Genomic DNA, 18,414 nt, shown 5'->3' with positions numbered 1-18,414 from the left:
CGAGGGAGCCTGCGTGGTCATTCACGCAATACGGTGGTGCTTACTGGAAGGCGGAGATCGGCGTGAGCTTCTTCTCGCGCGGGATGTTGAACTTGGTGCTGGGACCGAACCACTTGGTCCACAGGGCATCGGTCTCGCCGGACTTTTCCAGCTTGTCGAGCGCGTCGTTGACGGCCGCCAGCAGCGCCGGCTCGCCCTTCTTCACGCCCATCGCGGTCGGCTCCCAGGCCAGCGCGCCTTCGAGGAATTTGTACTTGCCCTCGGACTCATTGACGAAGCGGATGCCGGAAGGCTGCGACAGCGCCAGGCCCTGCACCTTGTTCTGCGCCAGCGCCAGGAAGGCCGCCGGCGTGTCCTGGAAGGTCAGGATGGTGGCCTTGGGGAACATGCGGCGGGCGTACAGCTCGGGCGTGGATCCCTTGTTGGCGCTGATGCGCTTTTCGGCGAGGTCGTCGATCTTGTTGAAAGCGCCGCCGCTGTGGGCGATCAGCTTGATCGGGGTCTGGTAGTGCGCCGAGGTGAAGTCGATCTGCTGCGCGCGCTCCTTGGTGTAGCCCAGCGCGGCCACCACCAGGTCGACGCGGCCCAGGGTCAGCTCGGGAATGCGCGCCTCGACCGAGACGCCCTTGTGCTCCAGCTTCACGCCCAGTTGCTTGGCCACGGCGCCGCACATGTCGACGTCGAAGCCGACCACCTGACGGGTGGCGGGATCGGGATAGCCCAGCGGCTCGCTGCTGGTCAGCGTGGCGCAGATGAGCGAACCGCGCGCCTTGATGTCGGCCAGGCGGTCAGCATGCGCGGCGGTGGAAAAAACCAGCGAAACGGCCGCAGCCGACATTGCCAGACAGGTCTTCTTGATGCGCCCCAAAGTCATTTTCTATCCTTTCCCAGGTTGGACAACGAACATAGCGTGAATAAATCATAATTGCATTATGATTTTTAAACAAGCACAATTTCCCTATATTTTTCAGTCACTTACAACACGCATCGCGGCGGTGCAAAAACCGTTGCAACGCACGGGAGAATCCCATCGGGGGTGCAGAAAAGCACGGGAACGGTTATTTTTTGGTGCGCCGCGCCAACCCCTGAAAAGGTGATACGCTCGCCGAATTCCGAAATTCGAAATCGATTTATGAAAAAAGAGAAAGAGACGTCAAAAAGGGAGAAAGACGCCGCGCCGGACCGCACCGTGCTCGGCGCCGAACGCAGCCTGGCGATCCTGAGCGCCTTCATCGACGCCCCCGAGCCCTTCGGCCTGACCGAGCTCGAAGAACGCACCGGCCTGTTCAAGAGCGTGATCCATCGCTACATGATGTCCTTCATCAAGGAAGGCTATGTGGTGCAGCGCGCCGACAGCTCGTACCAGCTCGGTCCGCGCGCCTTCCAGCTGGGCAAGGCGTTCGAGGCGAAGTTCGACTACGCCGATTTCATCCTGCCCGCGCTGGAGCAGCTGGTGCGCGAGACCGGCGAGAGCACCGCCTTCTATATCCGCCAGCAGGACCAGCGCTTGTGCCTGTATGCCGCCGAGTCACCGGAGTCGGTCAAGGCCACGGTCAAGGCGGGTTCGCTGTTCGCCATCGACCAGACCTCCAGCGCGCAGGTGCTGCGCTTCTTCTCGGTTCCCGGCAATGCGGCGCGTTCGGGCGGGCGCTATGTCTGCATCTCGGTGGGCATCAACAATCCGCTCTCGTCCTCGATGTCGGTGCCGGTGTTCGGGCCGGGCAACGCGCTGGTGGGAGCGATGACGATCTTCGGGCTGTCGCTGCGCTTCGACCCGGCCGCCAGCGAGGTGCTGCGCGGCAAGCTGCTGGGACTGGCGCAGGACCTGTCGCTGCGGCTGGGCGCAACATCCCAGGCCTACCGCAATCCGTCGGCCGAGGTGTTCGACGAGACCGCGCTGCAGGAGACGTCGTCGCCGGAATAAGGCCGCCGGAGATTCGCGCGCCCAACAAAAAAGCGATCCGCCGGGATCGCTTTTTTCATTTCCGGCCCGCCGCCGTTTCAGCGGAAACTGGCGATGGGCGTGAGCTTCTTGTCGCGCGGAATGTTGAACTTGGTCTTGGGGCCGAACCACTTCTGCCAGAGCTCGTCGATCTCGCCGGCCTTCTCCATCGACGCCAGCGCCCGGTTCACTTCGGCCAGCAAGGCGCGCTCGCCCTTCTGCACGCCCATCGCGGTCGGTTCCCAGGCCAGTGCGCCTTCGACGAACTTGAAGCGGCCGGCCGACTCGTTGACGAAGCGGATGCCAGAAGGCATCGACAGCGCCAGTCCGTCCGCCTTGCCCTGGGCCAGCGCCAGGAAGGCCGCCGGCGTATCCGGGAAGGTCAGCAAGGTGGCCTTGGGCAATACCCGCCGCACCGATTGCTCGGGCGTGGAATTGCGGTTGGCGCTGATGCGCTTGTCGGCCAGGTCGGTCATCAGGTTGTAGCCCGAGTCCGACTGCACGATCAGCTTGATCGGGTTCTGGTAGTGCGAAGCGGTGAAGTCGATCTGCTGGGCGCGCTCCCGGGTGTATCCCAATGCCGCCGACACCAGGTCGACCTTGCCGTCGACGAGTTCGGGAATGCGCGCCTCCACCGTCACGCTGCGGTGCTCCATCTTCACGCCCAGCTCGCGCGCCACGGCGGCGCACATGTCGACGTCGAAACCGACGATCTGGCGCGTCTGCGGGTCCGAGAATCCCAGCGGTTCGTTGCTGGCCAGGGTGGCGCAGATCAATGCACCGCGCGCCTTGATATCGGCCAGGCGATCGGCATGCGCGGCGGGAGAAAGGAGCAGCAAGGCGCTGGCGAAGGCAGCTCCCGCGTAAATCCTCGTGATGCGGCGCAAAATCATTTTCATCCTTTTACTCGTTTAATTGCGAGCATATCTTGAAACAAAGCGGAATGTCATTTTTTCGGCAACGCCCCGAACTTCGGCCATACCTGCCACGACGCCCCCATTCTGGACAGCACCGACTGCATACCCCGTATTGATTCGATATACCCCCAATACATTCCCCAAATTCCTTCATTGCACTCCACGATTGCGGATACTCGACGGCCCATCCGGACGAGGAGAATGCCATGTATATGAATCTGCCCACGCGCGCGCCCTCCGGCTCGGCCCCACGCAGGGGGCCCAAGGCCGTCAAGAACCCGGCCCAACAAGAGGCGCGCACACCCGTATTCCAGGCCGACAAGATTCCCAAGGGCAGCAGTGAGTTCAAGCTGCATCTGCAGCGCATCGACACCTTCGAGCGCATCCGCGTCCAGGGCACCCAGCCGGCCAGGTCGCAATTCTCTTCGCTTCTGCAATGGGTCGCGGCCATCAGGCAAAAGCCGGCCGTCACTCCCACGACGCCCACGACCCCGACCACGCCCACGCTCCCGGCGACATCCGCCGCCGGCGCAGGTGCGGCGCGTCCGGCGCGCGACGACCTGGCCGAGACCCGCTACACGCCCTCCCCCGCGGCCGCAGCGCCGGGACTCTACGACGGCACCGGCAAAAGCCCTCCAAGCAGCTAAGCGGCCAAACAGTCCTGGCCGCCATACGCCCGCGCATGTCGCCAACGCCCAAAAAAAAGCGCATCGAAGATGCGCTTTTTTCCTTGCCGGCAGGATTTCCCTGCCTGTTCCCTGCCCTGCAACTCAGCCGTGCCCGAGGTAAGCCTTGCGCACGTCGCTGTTGGCCAGCAGGTTGGCGCCGGTGTCGGACAGCACCACATGGCCGTTCTCCAGCACATAGCCGCGGTCGGCCACGCCCAGCGCCTTGTTGGCGTTCTGCTCTACCAGGAACACCGTCACGCCGCTCTCGCGGATGGTGCGGATGATCTCGAAGATCTGCGCGATCACCAGCGGCGCCAGACCCAGGGTCGGCTCGTCCAGCAGCAACAGGCGCGGACGGCTCATCAGCGCGCGGCCGATGGCCAGCATCTGCTGCTCGCCGCCGGACATGGTGCCGGCGCGCTGGGCGGCCCGCTCCTTCAGCCGCGGGAACAGGCCGAAGACGTACTCGACGCCCTCTTCGATCTCCTTGTCCTTGGCGAAGAAGGCGCCCATCTTCAGGTTCTCCAGCACCGTCAGGCTGGGGAAGACGCGGCGGCCTTCCGGCGAGATCGCCAGGCCCTTGCGCATGATTTCATGCGTGGGCAGCTGGGTGATGTCCTGGCCTTCGAACACGATGCGTCCGCTGGTGGCGCGCGGGCGGCCGCACAGGGTCATCAGCAGCGTGGTCTTGCCGGCGCCGTTGGCGCCGATCAGCGTAACGATCTCGCCCTTCTCCACATTCAGGGACACGCCGTGCAGCGCCTCGATGGCGCCGTAGTGGGTATGCACCTTGTCAAACTGCAGCATCATTCTTCTCCCAGGTAAGCCTTGATCACGCGCTCGTCGCTGCGCACCTGCTCCGGCGTGCCGGTGACGATGGGCTTGCCGTGCTCCATCACCAGGATGCGGTCGGAGATGCCCATGATCAGGCTCATGTCGTGTTCGATCAGCAGCACCGACACGCCGTGCTCGCGGCGCAGGCGGTCGATCAGCTGCGACAGTTCCTGCTTTTCCTGCGGGTTCAGGCCGGCGGCCGGCTCGTCCAGCAGCAGCAGGCGCGGCTTGGTGATCATGCAGCGCGCGATCTCCACGCGCCGCTGCAGGCCATAAGACAGCGTGCCCGCCTCGCGGTTGGCCAGCGCGGTCAGGCCCAGCTGGTCCAGCCAGAAGGCGGCGCGCTGCAGCGCTTCCTTCTCGGAGCGGCGATACGCCGGCGTCTTCAGCAGGCCCGACAGCAGGTTGGTGTTGACCTGGCGGTGTTGCGCCACCAGCAGGTTCTCCACCACCGTCATCGACTTGAACAGGCGGATGTTCTGGAAGGTGCGCACCAGCCCGTACTGGGCCACTTCATGGCTGGGGCGGCGCGCGATGGAGGCGCCGTCCAGGCTGATGTCGCCGGTGGTGGGCTGGTAGAAGCCGCTGATGCAGTTGAAGACCGTGGTCTTGCCGGCGCCGTTGGGGCCGATGATGGCGAACACTTCGCCCTCCTGCACCGACAGCGACACGCCGTCCACCGCCAGCAGGCCGCCGAAACGCATCGACAGGCCGGACACTTCCAGCAGGGTTTTCATGGGTTGGCTCATTGCCTGATTCATGGCCTGATTCATTGCGGTAACTCCACGTGCGGACGAGTGGCCGGCAGCAGTCCTTGCGGACGCCACATCATCATCAGCACCATCACCAGGCCGAAGACCAGCATGCGGTACTCGGCGAAGCTGCGCGCCACCTCGGGCAGCACGGTCAGCAGGATGGCGGCCAGGATCACGCCCAGCTGCGAACCCATGCCGCCCAGCACCACGATGGCCAGGATCAGCGCCGACTCGATGAAGGTGAACGACTCCGGCGTCACCAGGCCCTGGCGGGCGGCGAAGAAGGAACCGGCCAGGCCGGCGAAGGCCGCGCCCAACGTGAAGGCGGACAGCTTGACCTTGGTCGGGTTGATGCCCAGCGAGCGGCAGGCGATCTCGTCCTCGCGCAGCGCTTCCCAGGCGCGGCCCATGGGCATGCGCAGCAGGCGGCTGGTGACGAAGTAGGTAAACAGCACCATCAGCAGGGCCAGGAAGTACAGGAAGATCACCATGTGCCCGCCCTGATATTCCAGGCCCAGCAGCTGGTGGAAGGTGGTGCCGCCCTCGGTCAGCGGATTGCGCGCCATCACCACGCCGAACACGGTCGGCTTGGGGATGCCGGAGACGCCGTCGGGGCCGCCGGTCAAGCTGGTCATGTTGTTCAGCAGCAGGCGGATGATTTCGCCGAAGCCCAGCGTCACGATGGCCAGATAGTCGCCGCGCAAGCGCAGCACCGGGAAGCCCAGCAGGAAGCCGAACAGCGCCGAGGCGGCGGCCGCCAGCGGCACGCATTCCCAGAAGCTCAGGCCGAAGTACTGGTTCAGCAGCGCATAGGTATAGGCGCCCACCGCGTAGAAGCCGACATAGCCCAGGTCAAGCAGGCCGGCGAAACCGACCACGATGTTCAGGCCCAGGCCCAGCACCACGTAGATCAGCGCCAGCGTCATCACGTCGACGTAGCCGCGCGAGCCGAAGAACGGCCACACCAGCGCCACCACCAGCAACAGCAGCACGGCCACGCGCTGCTGGCCCGGCTGCATGCGCGGCATGGCCGGCAGCTTGATGCCCACCGCCGTGCGCGACAGCGCCGGCTTGGCCAGCTGGAACAGGAACACGGCGGCCATCGCCACCAGCACCGGCGTCCAGTGCGTATTGAGAACCACCCGGTAGCCTTCGAGCTGCAGCTGCATGCCCAACAGCGGGATGGTCAGTATGGCGGTCACCAATGCCGCCGCCACGGCGTTTTTGAAAGTCACAGGCATCACGCCTCCTTGAATATATCGTTGTCCCGTCGGCCCGTCGCGCGAGGTCAGACCTTCTCGACGTCAGGCTTGCCCAGGAGGCCGGTCGGACGGAACAGCAGGATCAGCACCAGCAGGCCGAACGACACCACGTCCTTGTACTCCGACGGCAGGTAGCCCGAGGCGAAGGTCTCGGCCAGGCCCAGCAGCACGCCGCCCAGCATCGCGCCGGGGATGCTGCCGATGCCGCCCAGCACCGCCGCCGTGAAGGCCTTGATGCCGGCGATGAAGCCGATGTAGGGATTCAACTTGCCGATGGTCAGCGCGATCAACACACCGCCCACCGCCGCCAGCATCGCGCCCAGCACGAAGGTGAAGGAGATCACGCGGTTGGTGTCGATGCCCAGCAGGTTGGCCATGCCCATGTCCTCGGCGCAGGCGCGGCAGGCGCGGCCCATGCGCGAGCGGGCGATGAACAGCGTCAGCGCCACCATCAGCACCAGCGTGACGCCCACGATCACCATGCGCGAGTACGGCACGGTCACGGTGAAGTCGCTGCCCATGGTGAACTCGAAGGCGCCCGAGATCAGCACCGGCACCGACATGTCGCGCGCGCCCTGGCCGATCTGCACGTAGTTCTGCAGGAAGATGGACATGCCGATGGCCGAGATCAGCGGCACCAGGCGCGGCCCGCCGCGCAGCGGCCGGTAGGCCACCCGCTCGACGGTCCAGCCGTACAGGCCCGTGACCAGCACCGAGACGACCAGCGCGCCGCCCAGCAGCAGCGGCAGCGGATAACCGGACTGCACGCCGATGGCCGTCAGCGTGACCAGGCCCACGTAGGAGGCGATCATGTAGATCTCGCCGTGGGCGAAGTTGATCATGCCGATGATGCCGTAGACCATCGTGTAACCGATGGCGATCAGCGCATAGATCGCGCCCAATGAGAGCCCGTTGACGAGCTGCTGGGTCAGTTGTGGGAGTAATTCATTCATAGGAAGGGACTGAATGTGGAAATGCCCCATTCATACTGCAATGGGGCATTTCGCGGGTTGACGTCAGGTCAGGACAATCACGCCAGCGAGACTGGCACGACTTACTTGGCCTCGGTCTTGGTAGCGTCCTTGTGCCAGGTGTAGACGACGAAGTTGAACGACTTCAGGTCGCCCTTCTTGTCGTACTCGACGTTGCCGATCGGCGTCTTGAAGCTGTTGGCATGGATATAGGCAGCCACCTTGGTCGGGTCGGTCGACTTGGAACCGGCGATGGCGTCGGCGATGATCTTCACGCCCGAGTAGGCCGGCATCTGGAACGGACCGTTCGGGTCGCGCTTCTGTGCCTGGAAGGCCTTCACCAGCGCGGCGTTGGCCGGATCGGCGGCGAAGTCGGCCGGCAGGGTCACCAGCATGCCTTCCGAAGCCGGACCGGCGATGGCGGTGATGTCCTTGTTGCCCACGCCTTCAGGGCCCATGAACACGGCCTTGACGCCCTGTTCGCGCGCCTGGCGCATGATCAGACCCATTTCCGGGTGGTAGCCGCCGAAGTAGACGAAGTCCACGCCCTGCGACTTCAGCTTGGTGATGATGGCGGAGTAGTCGCTGTCGCCGGCGTTGATGCCTTCAAACAGCACGACCGGCACCTTGGCCGCGTCCAGCGCCGACTTCACCGAGGAAGCCACGCCCTGGCCGTAGGACTGCTTGTCGTGCAGCACGGCGACCTTCTTGGGCTTGAGCTTCTCGATCACGTAACGGGCGGCGGCAGGACCTTGCTGGTCGTCGCGGCCGATGGTGCGGAAGATGTACTTGTGCGGCTTGGCTTCGGTCAGCTGGGGAGCGGTGGCCGACGGGGTGATCATCACCACGCCTTCGTTCTCATAGATGTCCGAGGCCGGGATGGTGGAACCCGAGCACACGTGACCGATCACGTACTTGATGCCCTGGCTGACGATCTTGTTGGCCACGGCCACGGCTTGCTTCGGTTCGCAGGCGTCGTCCATCAGGACCACTTCGAACTTGTTGCCATTGGCGCCGCCGGCGGCGTTGATCTGTTCCACGGCGGTCAGTGCACCGGCCTTGACCATGTCGCCATACTGGGCGACGGCGCCGGTCATCGGGCCGGCGATCGCGATCTTGACGGTTTCGGCGTGTGCGGCGCCCGCGAAGGCGGCAACTGCGGCGGTGGCCAGAGCGATCTTGGTCAGACGGTTTGCGGATTTCATTGACGTTTCCTCCATGATGTATTCGTTTCAAGGAGCGCCGGGAAAGCGGGAAAACGACCCGGCGCACATTGGGCGCCGGTTCTCTGACCCCGTTTAATTTCGGGCCCGGCCGACGCATGGGGGCAGAGTGTAACACCACCGTCATATACGACAACTTTTTTTTGAGAATTCGGCATACCCCGTCATTTCCGCGCCGTTAAATTCGATTTCCCACACATTTTGTGCCGTTTTTCTTTGGTTTTGAAAATTTGATGCCGCTTCGCAGTGCACAAACGACGATTTTTCCACATCGCCCGCAAACGCCCGCTGCATGCCGCTTTGCGCCAATCAGGCGGTTTTCGGTGGCAAGCCGCCCCCGCCCCCATTTACAATGAATGACCGCCGACGGACGCTACCCTCGCCCATCCGGCACGCTCCCGCAGAACAAGAAATCCTTTCGATGCCCTTTTCGTCTTTCCTTCCCCGCCGCCTCTTCCCAGCTTTCCGCGCGCCCGATGGCATGCGCCGCGTCCTGTGCGCGGCCCTGGCGCTGGCCGCCGCCGAGCCATGGCAATCCGGACAGGCGGCCGAACTGAAGCAATACCAATACCGCCAGGTATCGATCAGCGCCTGCCGCGCCGATCCGCGCACCGACACCATCCGCACTTACTGGAAGGACGCCGCCGGCCAGCCGCTGGCGACCTTCGCGCGGCTGGATGCGATGCTGCGCGCCCAGGGCCAGGAGATGCTGTGCGCCACCAACGCCGGCATCTACGACAAGCAGTTGCAACCGCTGGGGCTCTATGTGGAACGCGGCAGCGTGCTGCGCAAGCTCAACACGCGCAAGAACGCCTACGGCAACTTCTATATGCAGCCCAACGGCGTGTTCGTGCTGGGCGAGCGCCAGGCCTATATCGTGGAGACGTCCGACTACGCCGCGCAAAGCACGCTGTGGGACGCCACCGCGCGCTACGCCACCCAGTCCGGGCCGCTGATGATCGTCGCCGGCAAGATCAATGCGCGCTTCGATCCGGATTCGATGAACGCCGTGGTGCGCAACGCCGTCTGCCTGGATAGCGCCGGCATGGTCACGCTGGCCATCGCGCGCAACCCGATCAGCTTCCACGACTTCGCCAGCTTCCTGCGCGACGAACTCAAATGCACGGATGCCCTGTATCTCGACGGCAGCATCTCGCGCATCTATCCGTCGCTGGAGGCCAACATGGGTCCGGCGTTCGGAGCGATGATCGCGGTGGTGAAGAACGCGGGCGGAAAATAAGGCAGCAGGAAATGAGAACCGCGCCGCTCGCGCCGCCGCCGAGACGATCTGGCGCGACTTCAGGGAAACGGGCGTGGATCTGTAGTTCGCATAAAAAAAAAGCCCGCAGCCAATAAACCGCGGGCAAGTTCCCTATCACAAGGGAGGTTGAAGGAACAGTTCAACCACCTGTAGGAGTCGGGCCTCCAAAAAAAAGTTCGGAAAGATTTTCCGGGCGCGTCAGCCTGACGTTTCGCCTTGCTGCAGCCTCGCTGCATCTGGCCGATACGGTCACATCTCTCTGCCCTTCGTTCAGACGAACCATGAAAAACGCCGCGGCGGTTTCCCGTCGCGGCGCATGCAGTGCTGTTCCCACTGCGGTGTTGCTGTGCGGCTTTCGCCGTTCTTTTGAAAAGCTGTGCGGTAACGCTTGCTGGTGCTGATGACCGCTTAAGGCTTCTTCTCGCCACCGGCGGTGTCACCGGATGCCGGCGGAGTAGCCGGGGTCGACGAATCGGCCGGCGGCGCTGCCGAAGGTGCAGCCGGCGCGGCCGTGGAGCCCGAATCGGCCGGGGCCGGAGTCGGCGGCGTTGCAGCCGGAGCGGCAGGCGATGCTGCCGGCGGAGTGGCGGCCGGTGCGGCCGGGGCTTCGTCGCGCTTGTTGCAGCCTGCGAGGACGGCGGTGAATACGGCGGCAGCCAAGAGGGTGTGGCGAATCTGCATGTTTTGCCTCCAAAAGTTGTTGATGGGATTTGCCGAAGTTCATGGGGTTGCCGAAGTTCGACTACTTCTGTAGCCAGATTATTCCCGTTTCGCTTGGCCGGGACTGTCAGAAAACGACGCATATTCATGTCAGCGATTCGCGGCAACATTGCTTCGCTGGCAACTCTTTTGCACGGGAAAAGCCGTATCATCGCGGGCTATGACCTCTTTCACCGCCCGCTGCGCCGGCAAAGCCGCCGGTCCCTTCCTGGCCATGCTGGCCGCTCTCGCCTGGTGCCTGCCGGCCCATGCCGACATCGTCCCGGTCTCGGCCGCCCAATGCGCCGACATGAAGGAGCGCCATGTGATCACGCCCGCCAATCCCGTGCCCTGCGCGCGCCTGGCCAGCGTCAGCTTCGACTACACCGATTTCGACGGCGTCACCCGCAACGGCTCGGTGGTGGTGCTCGACGCCGTGGCGCCGCAGGTGGAGTCGCTGTTCGGCGAACTGCTGCTGCGCTCGGTACCGATCGCCGGCGCCAGGCCGCTGGAACATTTCGACGGCGACGACGCAGCGTCGATGGCAGCCAACAATACCTCCGCCTTCAACGGCCGGCCGATGACCGGCGGCGGCTCCTGGTCCAAGCACGCCTACGGCGCGGCGATCGACATCAATCCCCTGCAAAACCCGTATGTCACCCAGGCCGGCACCGCCCGCCAGGAAGTGCTGCCGCCGGCGGCGACGGCCGACTATCTGCAGCGCGCGCCGGTGAAGGCGGGCATGGCCGAGGATGTAGTCAGCGTGTTCTACGACCACGGCTTCCTGATCTGGGGCGGCAACTGGAAGCAACCGATCGATTACCAGCATTTCGAAATCGGCAGTCGCGACTTCATCCGCAAACTGGCCACGCTGCCCAAGCCGCAGGCGCGCGCCGAGTTCGAGCGCTATGTGGCGCGCTACCGCAGCTGCGCCCACAAGGCCGAACCGGCGACGCCCGCCGCCGACGACGATGCGCCCGAAGATACGGCGCTGCGCGACAGCTGCGCGGCGCGCCTGCGCAGGTAGGTCATCTGCGCGTCATCGATCACCAGTCGGCGTAAAGACCTGTAAGTTTCGGTTAAAAAGCACGGTGAGGGTGTAACGCCCCCCTATACTGGCCCGGCAACACAAGTCTGGGCCCCAGCTGCCCGGTGGCACACGCTTTCTTGAGGATGAACACCATGGCGATCAACAACGTCTCTTCCAGCCACAACGCAGCCGCGCATGCGCACAACGCGCCGCCGGCGAAGAAATCGAACGTGAATTTCAGCGACCTGATGAATGCCGGCATGGCTGCGCAGCCGCAGGCCACCACGCCCGCCGCCGCGACCACCAGCGCCGCGACCGGCACCAGCACCCAGACCACCACCAAGGCCTGAGCGCAAGAGAAGACAGAGAATTCCGTCCGGCTTGCGCCGGACAATGAACAAGCCCGGCAGCGTCGATGACGCTCCGGGCTTTTTTATCGCCGGCGGCAGCCTGTATATACTGTGCGCTCCACAGGAGGAACGCATGAACGCGCATGGCAACGAGGTCGTCGTCAGAACGGCGAAGCGGGAAGACTTCCCACAATGGAAGGTGCTTTGGGACGATTACAACGCCTTCTACGGGCGCGCCGGCGCCACCGCCCTGCCGCTGGAGATCACCAATGCCACCTGGTCGCGCATCCACGACGCCGATGAACCTGTGCATGCGCTGGTGGCCGAGAGCGAAGGCCGGCTGCTGGGCATCGCGCACTACCTCTATCACCGCAACACCATCCTGATCGGTCCGGCCTGCTACCTGCAGGACCTGTACACCGTCCAAGCCGCGCGCGGCAAGGGCGTGGGGCGCGCCCTGATCGAGGAACTGTACCGTCGCGCCGCCGCCGACGGCGCCGAGCGGGTCTACTGGCATACCCACCATACCAACGCCACCGCGCGCCGCCTTTACGACAGCGTGGCGATGGACTCGGGCTTCATCGTCTACCGCAAACCGCTCTGAGCCGCTTTACTGCGGCTGCGCGTTGGCTTCGTTCAGGGCGTTGACGATGTCGGCGCGCTTGAGGTCCGGTGCGAACTGCAGGATGAAGTCGTAGGCGTAGCCGCGCAGGTAGGCGCCGCGGCGCACCGCCAGCCGGGCGATGTTGGGCTTGAAGAGATGGGCCGCGCTGATCGCCACCAGGTCCTGGTGCTGCCCCTGCTCCACCGCCATCGACGCCACCAGCCCCACGCCCATGCCCAGCGCCACGTACTGCTGGATCACGTCGGAGTCCATCGCGGTGAGCACGATGTCGGGTTCGATGCCGGCCAGGCGGAAGGCTTCGTCGATGTGGCCGCGGCCGGTGAAGCCGACGTCATAGGTGATCAGCGGCCAGGTCGCGAGGTCTTCCAGGCTGACCTGCTCCAGGCCCAGCAGCGGATGGCCTTGCGGCACCACCAGCACGTGGCTCCAGGTATAACAGGGGAAGGACACCAGCTCCTTGAACTGCGACAGGCCTTCGGTGGCGATGCCTATGTCGGCCTTGCCCGAAATCACCCATTCGGCGATGTGTTCCGGCGCGCTCTGCTGCAGGGCGATGCGCACCTGCGGGAAGGCGTCGCGGAACGCCTGCACCACGCGCGGCAGCACATAGCGCGCCTGGGTGTGGGTGGTGGCAATCGACAGCGTGCCGCTTTGCTCGCCGGAATATTCCTTGCTGGCGCGGCGCAGGTTCTCGGCCTCCAGCAGCAGGCGTTCGACGATGCCGAGGATGCCCTTGCCGGGCTCGGTCAGGCCGGTCAGCCGCTTGCCGTTGCGCTCGAATATCTCCACGCCCAGCTCCTCCTCCAGCTCGCGGATCTGGCGCGACACGCCGGGCTGGGAGGTGAACAGCACATTGGCCACTTCGGTCAGGTTGAAGCCGCAGCGCGCGGCTTCGCGGATGGATCGCAGTTGCTGGAAGTTCATCGCGCGGCTCCTCCCTCGCGACCGGCATGGCCCGCCTGGTCGGCGAACACCTGCAGGCGGCGCGGCTTGACCACCAGGGTTTCGCCGGTCTTCAGGTTCAGTTGCGAGAAGCGCTCGTTGGAGATCACCGCCTCGATCAGTTGTTCGTTGTCGTCGCGCTCCAGCTCCAGCTGGGCCAGCGGCCCGATGGCGTGCGAGCGGCGCAGCTGCACCACGATGCCCTCCGCTCCCGGCGAATAGCGCTCCACGTCGAGGTCGTGCGGACGCACGAAACCGATGCCGGCCGCGTCCTGCGCGTCGTCGTGGCCGGGCGCGGCGAACTGCGCGCCGCCGGCGTCGAGCACGCCTTCATGCAGGCGACCGTGGAACAGGTTGACGTTGCCGAGGAAGCCGTAGACGAAAGGCGAAGCGGGATGGTTGTAGACCTCCTGCGGCGCGCCGATCTGCTCGACATGACCTTTGTTCATCAGCACCACCTGGTCGGCCACTTCCAGCGCCTCTTCCTGGTCGTGCGTGACGAAGATGCTGGTGACGTGCAGCTCGTCATGCAGGCGGCGCAACCAGCGGCGCAGTTCCTTGCGCACCTTGGCGTCGAGCGCGCCGAACGGCTCGTCCAGCAGCAGCACGCGCGGCTCCACCGCCAGCGCGCGCGCCAGGGCGATACGCTGGCGCTGGCCGCCGGAGAGTTGCGGCGGATAGCGGTCGGCCAGCCAGTCCAGCTGCACCAGCTCCAGCAGGCTCTTGACCTTCTCGCGGATCACCGCTTCCGACGGCCGCTGGCTGCGCGGCTTCACGCGCAGGCCGAAGGCGATGTTGTCGAACACCGTCATATGCTTGAACAGTGCGTAATGCTGGAACACGAACCCCACCTGACGCTCGCGCACGTGGCGCGCCGACGCGTCTTCGCCGTCCAGCAGCACCTGGCCGGAGTCGGGCGACTCCAGTCCGGCGATGATGCGCAACAGCGTGGTCTTGCCGCAGCCCGAGGGCCCCAGGAGCGCGGTCAGCTCGCCGGCCGGGAACTCCAGCGAGACGTTGTCCAGCGCGGTGAAGCTGCCGAAGCGCTTGTTGATCTGTTTGACTTCGATGCTCATGGTGCTGCTCCCTTTATTCGTTCTCGGCGATGGCGTGCTGCTTGTGCAGGCGCCACTCGATGATGCTCTTGACCGCCAGCGTGACCAGGGCCAGGAAGGCCAGCAGGGACGCCACGGCGAAAGCGCCGGTGATGTTGAATTCGTTGTAGAGGATCTCGACCTGCAGCGGGATGGTGTTGGTCTCGCCGCGGATGTGGCCGGACACCACCGACACCGCGCCGAACTCGCCCATGGCGCGGGCGTTGCACAGGATCACGCCGTACAGCAGGCCCCACTTGATGTTGGGCAGGGTCACGTGCCAGAAGGTGCGCCAGCCGGAAGCGCCCAGCACCAGCGCGGCCTCTTCTTCCTCGCTGCCTTGCGACTGCATCAGCGGGATCAGCTCGCGCGCCACGAACGGGAAGGTCACGAACACGGTGGCCAGCACGATGCCCGGCACGGCGAACAGGATCTTGATGTCGTGCTCGCGCAGCCAGGGGCCGAAGTAGCCCTGCATGCCGAACAGCAGCACGTAGATCAGGCCGGAGATCACCGGCGAGACCGAGAACGGCAGGTCGATCAGGGTCAGCAGCAGGTTCTTGCCGCGGAACTCGAACTTGGCGATGGCCCAGGCCGCCGCCACGCCGAACACCAGGTTCAGCGGCACGGCGATGGCCGCGGTCAGAAGCGTGAGCTTGATGGCGGACCAGGCGTCGGGTTCGACGATGGACGCCACATACACGTCCCAGCCCTTCTTCAGCGCTTCGTAGAACACCGCCACCAGCGGCACGAACAGGAACAGCGTCAGGAAGGCCAGCGCGATGCCCACCAGCGCCACGCGCACCCAGATGGGTTCAAGCGTGGCCGACGGGGTCAGCGCAGGTTCGCCGCGGGCGGCGAGGGAAGTTGTCGGTGCGCCGCTCATGTCAGACCCTTTCCGCCCGGCCGCGCTTGCGGGTCCAGGCTTGCAGCAGATTGATCGCCAGCAGCAGGATGAAGGATACGATCAGCATCACCATCGCGATGGCGGTAGCGCCGGCGTAGTCGTACTGCTCCAGCTTGGTCACGATGAACAGCGGCGTGATCTCGGAAACCATCGGCATGTTGCCGGCGATGAAGACCACCGAGCCGTATTCGCCGGCGGCGCGCGCGAACGACAGCGCGAAACCGGTCAGCAGCGCCGGCAGCACCGTGGGAAAAATCACATAGGAGAAGGTTTGCCAGCGGTTGGCGCCCAGGCTGGCCGCGGCCTCTTCCAGCTCGCGCTCGGCGTCTTCCAGCACCGGCTGCACCGTGCGCACGACGAACGGCAGGCCGATGAAGGTCAGCGCCACCAGCACGCCCAGCGGCGTGAAGGCGACCTTGATGTCGATCTTGGCCAGGAGACTGCCGATCCAGCCGTTCTGCGAATACAGCGTGGTCAGCGCGATGCCGGCGACCGCCGTGGGCAGCGCGAACGGCAGGTCGACCAGGGCGTCGACGATGCGCTTGCCGGGGAAGCGGTAGCGCACCAGCACCCAGGCCACGATGCCGCCGAAGAACACATTGAGCAAGGCCGCGATCAGCGACGCGCCGAAGGTCAGCCGGTAAGAGGCCATCACGCGCGGCGAGGTCACGGCCTCGACGAAGCCTTCCCAGGTCAGGGTGAAGGTCTTCAGGAAGATCGCCGACAGCGGGATCAACACGATCAGCGCCAGGTAGAAGATGGTGAAGCCCAGCGACAGGTGAAACCCGGGCAGCACCCGCTTGCCGCGGCCGGCCGCCGGGGCCGGGCTGGCGGCCTGCGGGGCCGCGATCGATACGGCGGATGAAGATGAAACGGACATGGAAGCGTTCTCTTTTTATTACAAATGCGACTATAGGTGACCGATATTCGCACCCGATAGTTATAAAGAGAACGAAATTTTTCGCATTCCTTTAGACGAAAACCGCATAACGACGATGGACGTAAGCCGTATTTCCGTTCGGAATCTACGCCCGGAAAATTGCCTTCAGGACAACGCCGACGGTTGGCCGGCCCGCTCCAGCAGGCCCAGCAGCAAGCCCTGCCCCGCCGTCCAGTCGCCCAGGCCGGATTCGGCATTGATATGTCCCAAGGCCCCGGCGCTGATGAAGTCCGCGCCCCAGGCGTCGGCCCACAGGCGCGCGCGCGGGGCGCTCATCCATGGGTCGTCCTCGCTGCCCACCACCAGCGCCGGGAACGGCAGGCGATGGCCGACCTCGGCCGCGACCCCAAACTTGTCGGGATCGGCCGGCGCCACCAGCAAGGCGGCTACAATCGGAAAGGCCGACCCGGTGTCGGCCGCCAGTGCGGCCGCGCGATGCACGGTGGTGAGGCAGCCGAAGCTGTGCGCCACGATCACCGTCGGGCGCGAAGACCCGGCCAGCATCTCGCCCAGGCGGGCCGACCAGCACGGAAGTTCGGCGCGGCTCCAGTCGGTTTGCTCGACGCGCTCGAAGGCGGGATAGAGGCGCTGCCAGCGCGACTGCCAATGCTCCGGACCGCTGCCGTGCAAACCCGGCGCGACCAGCACGCGATAGTCGGCCAGGCGCGCCTGCTGGGCAGGTGCGCCTGACAGGCTGGAGATGGCGGGTCGGACGGATGTGGCATTCATGGCTTCCTCGCGCGCAAAGACGGACATGGGAGACAACGCAGGCGCATCGTCCCTCCCTTCACTATAAGCCGCTGTCGACCTGCACAGGCGAAGCGGCGTCAGGCTGCCGCCTGCGAACCCGATGCGGCCGCGCCCGGCAGGGCCGCCGCCGGGGTGTCCCACAGGTAGCCCTGGGCGTAGATGGGTTGCGCCAGCGCGCTGCCGTATTGCTCCAGCTTGTCGAACACCTCGCGGCTCTCGACGCGCTTGAAGAAGACGCGCACGCCCTGCTCGCCTGCGCGCAGGAGCAGCAAGGCCACGCTGTCCGGATCGGCCAGCTCGCGCGCGTCGACCTTGATCAGGTCGGGACGCACCTTGTCCAGCAGGCCCAGCGCCTCCAGCGGGCTGTTGGCCGACACGCCCAGGCGGAAACCGTTGCGCCGGTAGTTGTCCAGCACGTAGTTCAACAGCCAGCGCTGGTTGGGCGTGACCACCGGCAGTTGCAGCACGATGCGCTCGTGCGGCAGCTCCAGCGCCGAGAGGATGCGGCGATAAGCCACGCCGTGGTTGTTGTTGACCGCGGCCAACAGGCGCGCATGCACCGACAGGTGCAGCTCGGGCGCCTGTCCGGGCGCGAACGCGCCGGCCTGGCGGTAGTAATTGATCGCATGCAGCATGCGGCACAGCCGGTCCAGCTCGACCGACTCGTCGTCGCTGGCCGCCTGGTCCAGCAGCTTCCAGAGATGCAGTCCGTCGTCGATCTCGGAATAGCTGCGGGCGAAGGCTTCGTTGGCAATCACGCTGCCGTCGCCGAAACTGCGCACCGGCTGGAAGGCCGACGTCAGCGAAGTATTGAAGAAGCGCCCGATGGCGCGGCCCTGCTCGTCGAGCCAGACCTTCGAGGATGAGTGGGCCGCGCCGGCGTTGCCGATGCTGCCGTTGAGGCGCTCCAGATAAGCGTCCAGTGCCTGATAAGCCATCCGGCCTGCTCCATGAAAAAAAGCGCCGCTCCGGTGCGGGAGCGGCATGCGGCGGCAGCGTCGCCCGCCGCCCGTTGCACGCTTACAGCTTGGCGATCGACACTTCGGTCGCCTTCACCAGCGCCACCACTTCGCTGCCGATGGTCAGGCCCAGGTCCTTCACCGAACGGGTGGTGATGACCGAGGTGACGATGCCGGCCGGCGTCTCGACGTCGACTTCGGATACCACCGAGCCTTCGATGATGGCCTTGACCTTGCCCTTGAACTGGTTACGTACGTTGATTGCCTGGATAGTCATGCTCTCTG

20 protein-coding genes are annotated in these 18,414 nt (G+C 65.1%); 6 read left to right on the top strand and 14 right to left on the bottom strand.

Annotated features, from left to right (window positions below):
* Nucleotides 1-40: 40 nt before the first annotated feature.
* Complete coding sequence (locus tag CEJ42_RS06395) at nt 41-874, bottom strand: ABC transporter substrate-binding protein (RefSeq protein ID WP_207760393.1); 834 nt, start codon at nt 872-874, stop codon at nt 41-43.
* A gap of 258 nt (nt 875-1,132) precedes the next feature.
* Between CEJ42_RS06395 and CEJ42_RS06390 the strand changes: the two genes are divergently transcribed.
* Nucleotides 1,133-1,924: an IclR family transcriptional regulator gene (locus CEJ42_RS06390; protein WP_088750395.1), complete on the top strand. Its 792-nt coding sequence runs from the start codon at nt 1,133-1,135 to the stop codon at nt 1,922-1,924.
* Between the two features lie 77 nt (nt 1,925-2,001).
* On the opposite strand, the gene CEJ42_RS06385 is transcribed toward CEJ42_RS06390, so the two are convergent.
* The gene (locus CEJ42_RS06385) at nt 2,002-2,841 is read right to left on the bottom strand and encodes an ABC transporter substrate-binding protein (protein WP_079214306.1); all 840 of its coding nucleotides are present in this window, start codon (nt 2,839-2,841) and stop codon (nt 2,002-2,004) included.
* A 224-nt stretch (nt 2,842-3,065) separates the two neighbouring features.
* On the opposite strand from CEJ42_RS06385, the gene CEJ42_RS06380 reads away from it, so the two are divergent.
* Nucleotides 3,066-3,506 (top strand): hypothetical protein, encoded by a 441-nt coding sequence (locus tag CEJ42_RS06380; protein ID WP_088750394.1) that lies wholly within the window; start codon nt 3,066-3,068, stop codon nt 3,504-3,506.
* Between the two features lie 123 nt (nt 3,507-3,629).
* On the opposite strand, the gene CEJ42_RS06375 is transcribed toward CEJ42_RS06380, so the two are convergent.
* The 5 genes from CEJ42_RS06375 to CEJ42_RS06355 all read right to left on the bottom strand — a co-directional run bounded on the left by CEJ42_RS06375 (nt 3,630) and on the right by CEJ42_RS06355 (nt 8,554).
* Nucleotides 3,630-4,334 (bottom strand): ABC transporter ATP-binding protein, encoded by a 705-nt coding sequence (locus CEJ42_RS06375; RefSeq protein WP_079214304.1) that lies wholly within the window; start codon nt 4,332-4,334, stop codon nt 3,630-3,632.
* Nucleotides 4,334-5,110 carry a high-affinity branched-chain amino acid ABC transporter ATP-binding protein LivG gene (gene livG / locus CEJ42_RS06370; protein ID WP_079219016.1) on the bottom strand — a complete coding sequence of 259 codons (777 nt, stop codon included), beginning with the start codon at nt 5,108-5,110 and terminating at the stop codon, nt 4,334-4,336. Before livG ends, CEJ42_RS06375 begins: the two co-directional genes overlap by 1 nt.
* A 20-nt stretch (nt 5,111-5,130) precedes the next feature.
* Nucleotides 5,131-6,357: a high-affinity branched-chain amino acid ABC transporter permease LivM gene (locus CEJ42_RS06365; RefSeq protein ID WP_088750393.1), complete on the bottom strand. Its 1,227-nt coding sequence runs from the start codon at nt 6,355-6,357 to the stop codon at nt 5,131-5,133.
* A 47-nt stretch (nt 6,358-6,404) separates the two neighbouring features.
* Nucleotides 6,405-7,331, bottom strand: coding sequence for a high-affinity branched-chain amino acid ABC transporter permease LivH (gene livH, locus CEJ42_RS06360; protein WP_079214302.1), 927 nt, complete (start codon nt 7,329-7,331; stop codon nt 6,405-6,407).
* A 101-nt stretch (nt 7,332-7,432) separates the two neighbouring features.
* Nucleotides 7,433-8,554: a branched-chain amino acid ABC transporter substrate-binding protein gene (locus tag CEJ42_RS06355; protein WP_088750392.1), complete on the bottom strand. Its 1,122-nt coding sequence runs from the start codon at nt 8,552-8,554 to the stop codon at nt 7,433-7,435.
* Nucleotides 8,555-9,053: 499 nt separating this feature from the next.
* Between CEJ42_RS06355 and CEJ42_RS06350 the strand changes: the two genes are divergently transcribed.
* From CEJ42_RS06350 to CEJ42_RS06330, 4 genes are all read left to right on the top strand, one after another.
* Complete coding sequence (locus CEJ42_RS06350; RefSeq protein ID WP_088750391.1) at nt 9,054-9,812, top strand: phosphodiester glycosidase family protein; 759 nt, start codon at nt 9,054-9,056, stop codon at nt 9,810-9,812.
* A 901-nt stretch (nt 9,813-10,713) separates the two neighbouring features.
* Nucleotides 10,714-11,559 (top strand): M15 family metallopeptidase, encoded by an 846-nt coding sequence (locus CEJ42_RS06340; RefSeq protein WP_243397797.1) that lies wholly within the window; start codon nt 10,714-10,716, stop codon nt 11,557-11,559.
* Nucleotides 11,560-11,714: 155 nt separating this feature from the next.
* Nucleotides 11,715-11,912 carry a hypothetical protein gene (locus CEJ42_RS25150; protein WP_158522487.1) on the top strand — a complete coding sequence of 66 codons (198 nt, stop codon included), beginning with the start codon at nt 11,715-11,717 and terminating at the stop codon, nt 11,910-11,912.
* A gap of 133 nt (nt 11,913-12,045) precedes the next feature.
* Nucleotides 12,046-12,516, top strand: coding sequence for a GNAT family N-acetyltransferase (locus CEJ42_RS06330; RefSeq protein WP_088750437.1), 471 nt, complete (start codon nt 12,046-12,048; stop codon nt 12,514-12,516).
* 6 nt (nt 12,517-12,522) lie between these two features.
* On the opposite strand, the gene CEJ42_RS06325 is transcribed toward CEJ42_RS06330, so the two are convergent.
* The 7 genes from CEJ42_RS06325 to CEJ42_RS06295 all read right to left on the bottom strand — a co-directional run bounded on the left by CEJ42_RS06325 (nt 12,523) and on the right by CEJ42_RS06295 (nt 18,406).
* Entirely contained in the window at nt 12,523-13,461 is a 939-nt protein-coding gene (locus CEJ42_RS06325; protein WP_088750390.1) for a CysB family HTH-type transcriptional regulator, read from the bottom strand.
* Nucleotides 13,458-14,555 carry a sulfate/molybdate ABC transporter ATP-binding protein gene (locus CEJ42_RS06320; protein WP_079214295.1) on the bottom strand — a complete coding sequence of 366 codons (1,098 nt, stop codon included), beginning with the start codon at nt 14,553-14,555 and terminating at the stop codon, nt 13,458-13,460. Before CEJ42_RS06320 ends, CEJ42_RS06325 begins: the two co-directional genes overlap by 4 nt.
* Before the next feature lie 13 nt (nt 14,556-14,568).
* Nucleotides 14,569-15,459, bottom strand: a complete 891-nt coding sequence (gene cysW, locus CEJ42_RS06315) for a sulfate ABC transporter permease subunit CysW (RefSeq protein ID WP_088750389.1) — start codon at nt 15,457-15,459, stop codon at nt 14,569-14,571.
* 1 nt (nt 15,460) lies between these two features.
* A complete protein-coding gene (gene cysT, locus CEJ42_RS06310) occupies nt 15,461-16,360 on the bottom strand; it encodes a sulfate ABC transporter permease subunit CysT (protein ID WP_088750388.1) in 900 nt (299 codons plus the stop codon).
* A 165-nt stretch (nt 16,361-16,525) separates the two neighbouring features.
* Entirely contained in the window at nt 16,526-17,149 is a 624-nt protein-coding gene (locus CEJ42_RS06305) for an RBBP9/YdeN family alpha/beta hydrolase (protein WP_088750436.1), read from the bottom strand.
* A 98-nt stretch (nt 17,150-17,247) separates the two neighbouring features.
* On the bottom strand, nt 17,248-18,108 hold the full coding sequence (locus CEJ42_RS06300) for an EAL domain-containing protein (RefSeq protein WP_079214291.1): 861 nt from the start codon (nt 18,106-18,108) through the stop codon (nt 17,248-17,250).
* Nucleotides 18,109-18,190: 82 nt separating this feature from the next.
* Nucleotides 18,191-18,406, bottom strand: a complete 216-nt coding sequence (locus CEJ42_RS06295) for a TOBE domain-containing protein (protein WP_006464491.1) — start codon at nt 18,404-18,406, stop codon at nt 18,191-18,193.
* Between the last annotated feature and the right edge of the window lie 8 nt (nt 18,407-18,414).

It is taken from the genome of Herbaspirillum robiniae (assembly GCF_002213415.1).
GTDB classification, from domain to species: Bacteria; Pseudomonadota; Gammaproteobacteria; order Burkholderiales; family Burkholderiaceae_D; genus Herbaspirillum; species Herbaspirillum robiniae.
Note: the sequence above shows the minus strand (reverse complement) of the source record. Positions and strands in the feature narration are given on the sequence as shown.

Excerpts from the sequence above, each read along its gene's own strand:
- CEJ42_RS06330 (WP_088750437.1), top strand. The coding sequence starts at position 12,046 with ATGAACGCGCATGGCAACGAGGTCGTCGTCAGAACGGCGAAGCGGGAA.
- CEJ42_RS06365 (WP_088750393.1), bottom strand. The coding sequence starts at position 6,357 with ATGCCTGTGACTTTCAAAAACGCCGTGGCGGCGGCATTGGTGACCGCC.
- CEJ42_RS06390 (WP_088750395.1), top strand. The coding sequence starts at position 1,133 with ATGAAAAAAGAGAAAGAGACGTCAAAAAGGGAGAAAGACGCCGCGCCG.
- cysW (WP_088750389.1), bottom strand. The coding sequence starts at position 15,459 with ATGAGCGGCGCACCGACAACTTCCCTCGCCGCCCGCGGCGAACCTGCG.
- CEJ42_RS25150 (WP_158522487.1), top strand. The coding sequence starts at position 11,715 with ATGGCGATCAACAACGTCTCTTCCAGCCACAACGCAGCCGCGCATGCG.
- CEJ42_RS06395 (WP_207760393.1), bottom strand. The coding sequence starts at position 874 with ATGACTTTGGGGCGCATCAAGAAGACCTGTCTGGCAATGTCGGCTGCG.
- CEJ42_RS06385 (WP_079214306.1), bottom strand. The coding sequence starts at position 2,841 with ATGAAAATGATTTTGCGCCGCATCACGAGGATTTACGCGGGAGCTGCC.
- CEJ42_RS06320 (WP_079214295.1), bottom strand. The coding sequence starts at position 14,555 with ATGAGCATCGAAGTCAAACAGATCAACAAGCGCTTCGGCAGCTTCACC.
- CEJ42_RS06305 (WP_088750436.1), bottom strand. The coding sequence starts at position 17,149 with ATGAATGCCACATCCGTCCGACCCGCCATCTCCAGCCTGTCAGGCGCA.
- CEJ42_RS06295 (WP_006464491.1), bottom strand. The coding sequence starts at position 18,406 with ATGACTATCCAGGCAATCAACGTACGTAACCAGTTCAAGGGCAAGGTC.
- CEJ42_RS06300 (WP_079214291.1), bottom strand. The coding sequence starts at position 18,108 with ATGGCTTATCAGGCACTGGACGCTTATCTGGAGCGCCTCAACGGCAGC.
- CEJ42_RS06350 (WP_088750391.1), top strand. The coding sequence starts at position 9,054 with ATGCGCCGCGTCCTGTGCGCGGCCCTGGCGCTGGCCGCCGCCGAGCCA.
- CEJ42_RS06355 (WP_088750392.1), bottom strand. The coding sequence starts at position 8,554 with ATGAAATCCGCAAACCGTCTGACCAAGATCGCTCTGGCCACCGCCGCA.
- CEJ42_RS06380 (WP_088750394.1), top strand. The coding sequence starts at position 3,066 with ATGTATATGAATCTGCCCACGCGCGCGCCCTCCGGCTCGGCCCCACGC.
- livG (WP_079219016.1), bottom strand. The coding sequence starts at position 5,110 with ATGAGCCAACCCATGAAAACCCTGCTGGAAGTGTCCGGCCTGTCGATG.
- cysT (WP_088750388.1), bottom strand. The coding sequence starts at position 16,360 with ATGTCCGTTTCATCTTCATCCGCCGTATCGATCGCGGCCCCGCAGGCC.
- livH (WP_079214302.1), bottom strand. The coding sequence starts at position 7,331 with ATGAATGAATTACTCCCACAACTGACCCAGCAGCTCGTCAACGGGCTC.
- CEJ42_RS06325 (WP_088750390.1), bottom strand. The coding sequence starts at position 13,461 with ATGAACTTCCAGCAACTGCGATCCATCCGCGAAGCCGCGCGCTGCGGC.
- CEJ42_RS06340 (WP_243397797.1), top strand. The coding sequence starts at position 10,714 with ATGACCTCTTTCACCGCCCGCTGCGCCGGCAAAGCCGCCGGTCCCTTC.
- CEJ42_RS06375 (WP_079214304.1), bottom strand. The coding sequence starts at position 4,334 with ATGCTGCAGTTTGACAAGGTGCATACCCACTACGGCGCCATCGAGGCG.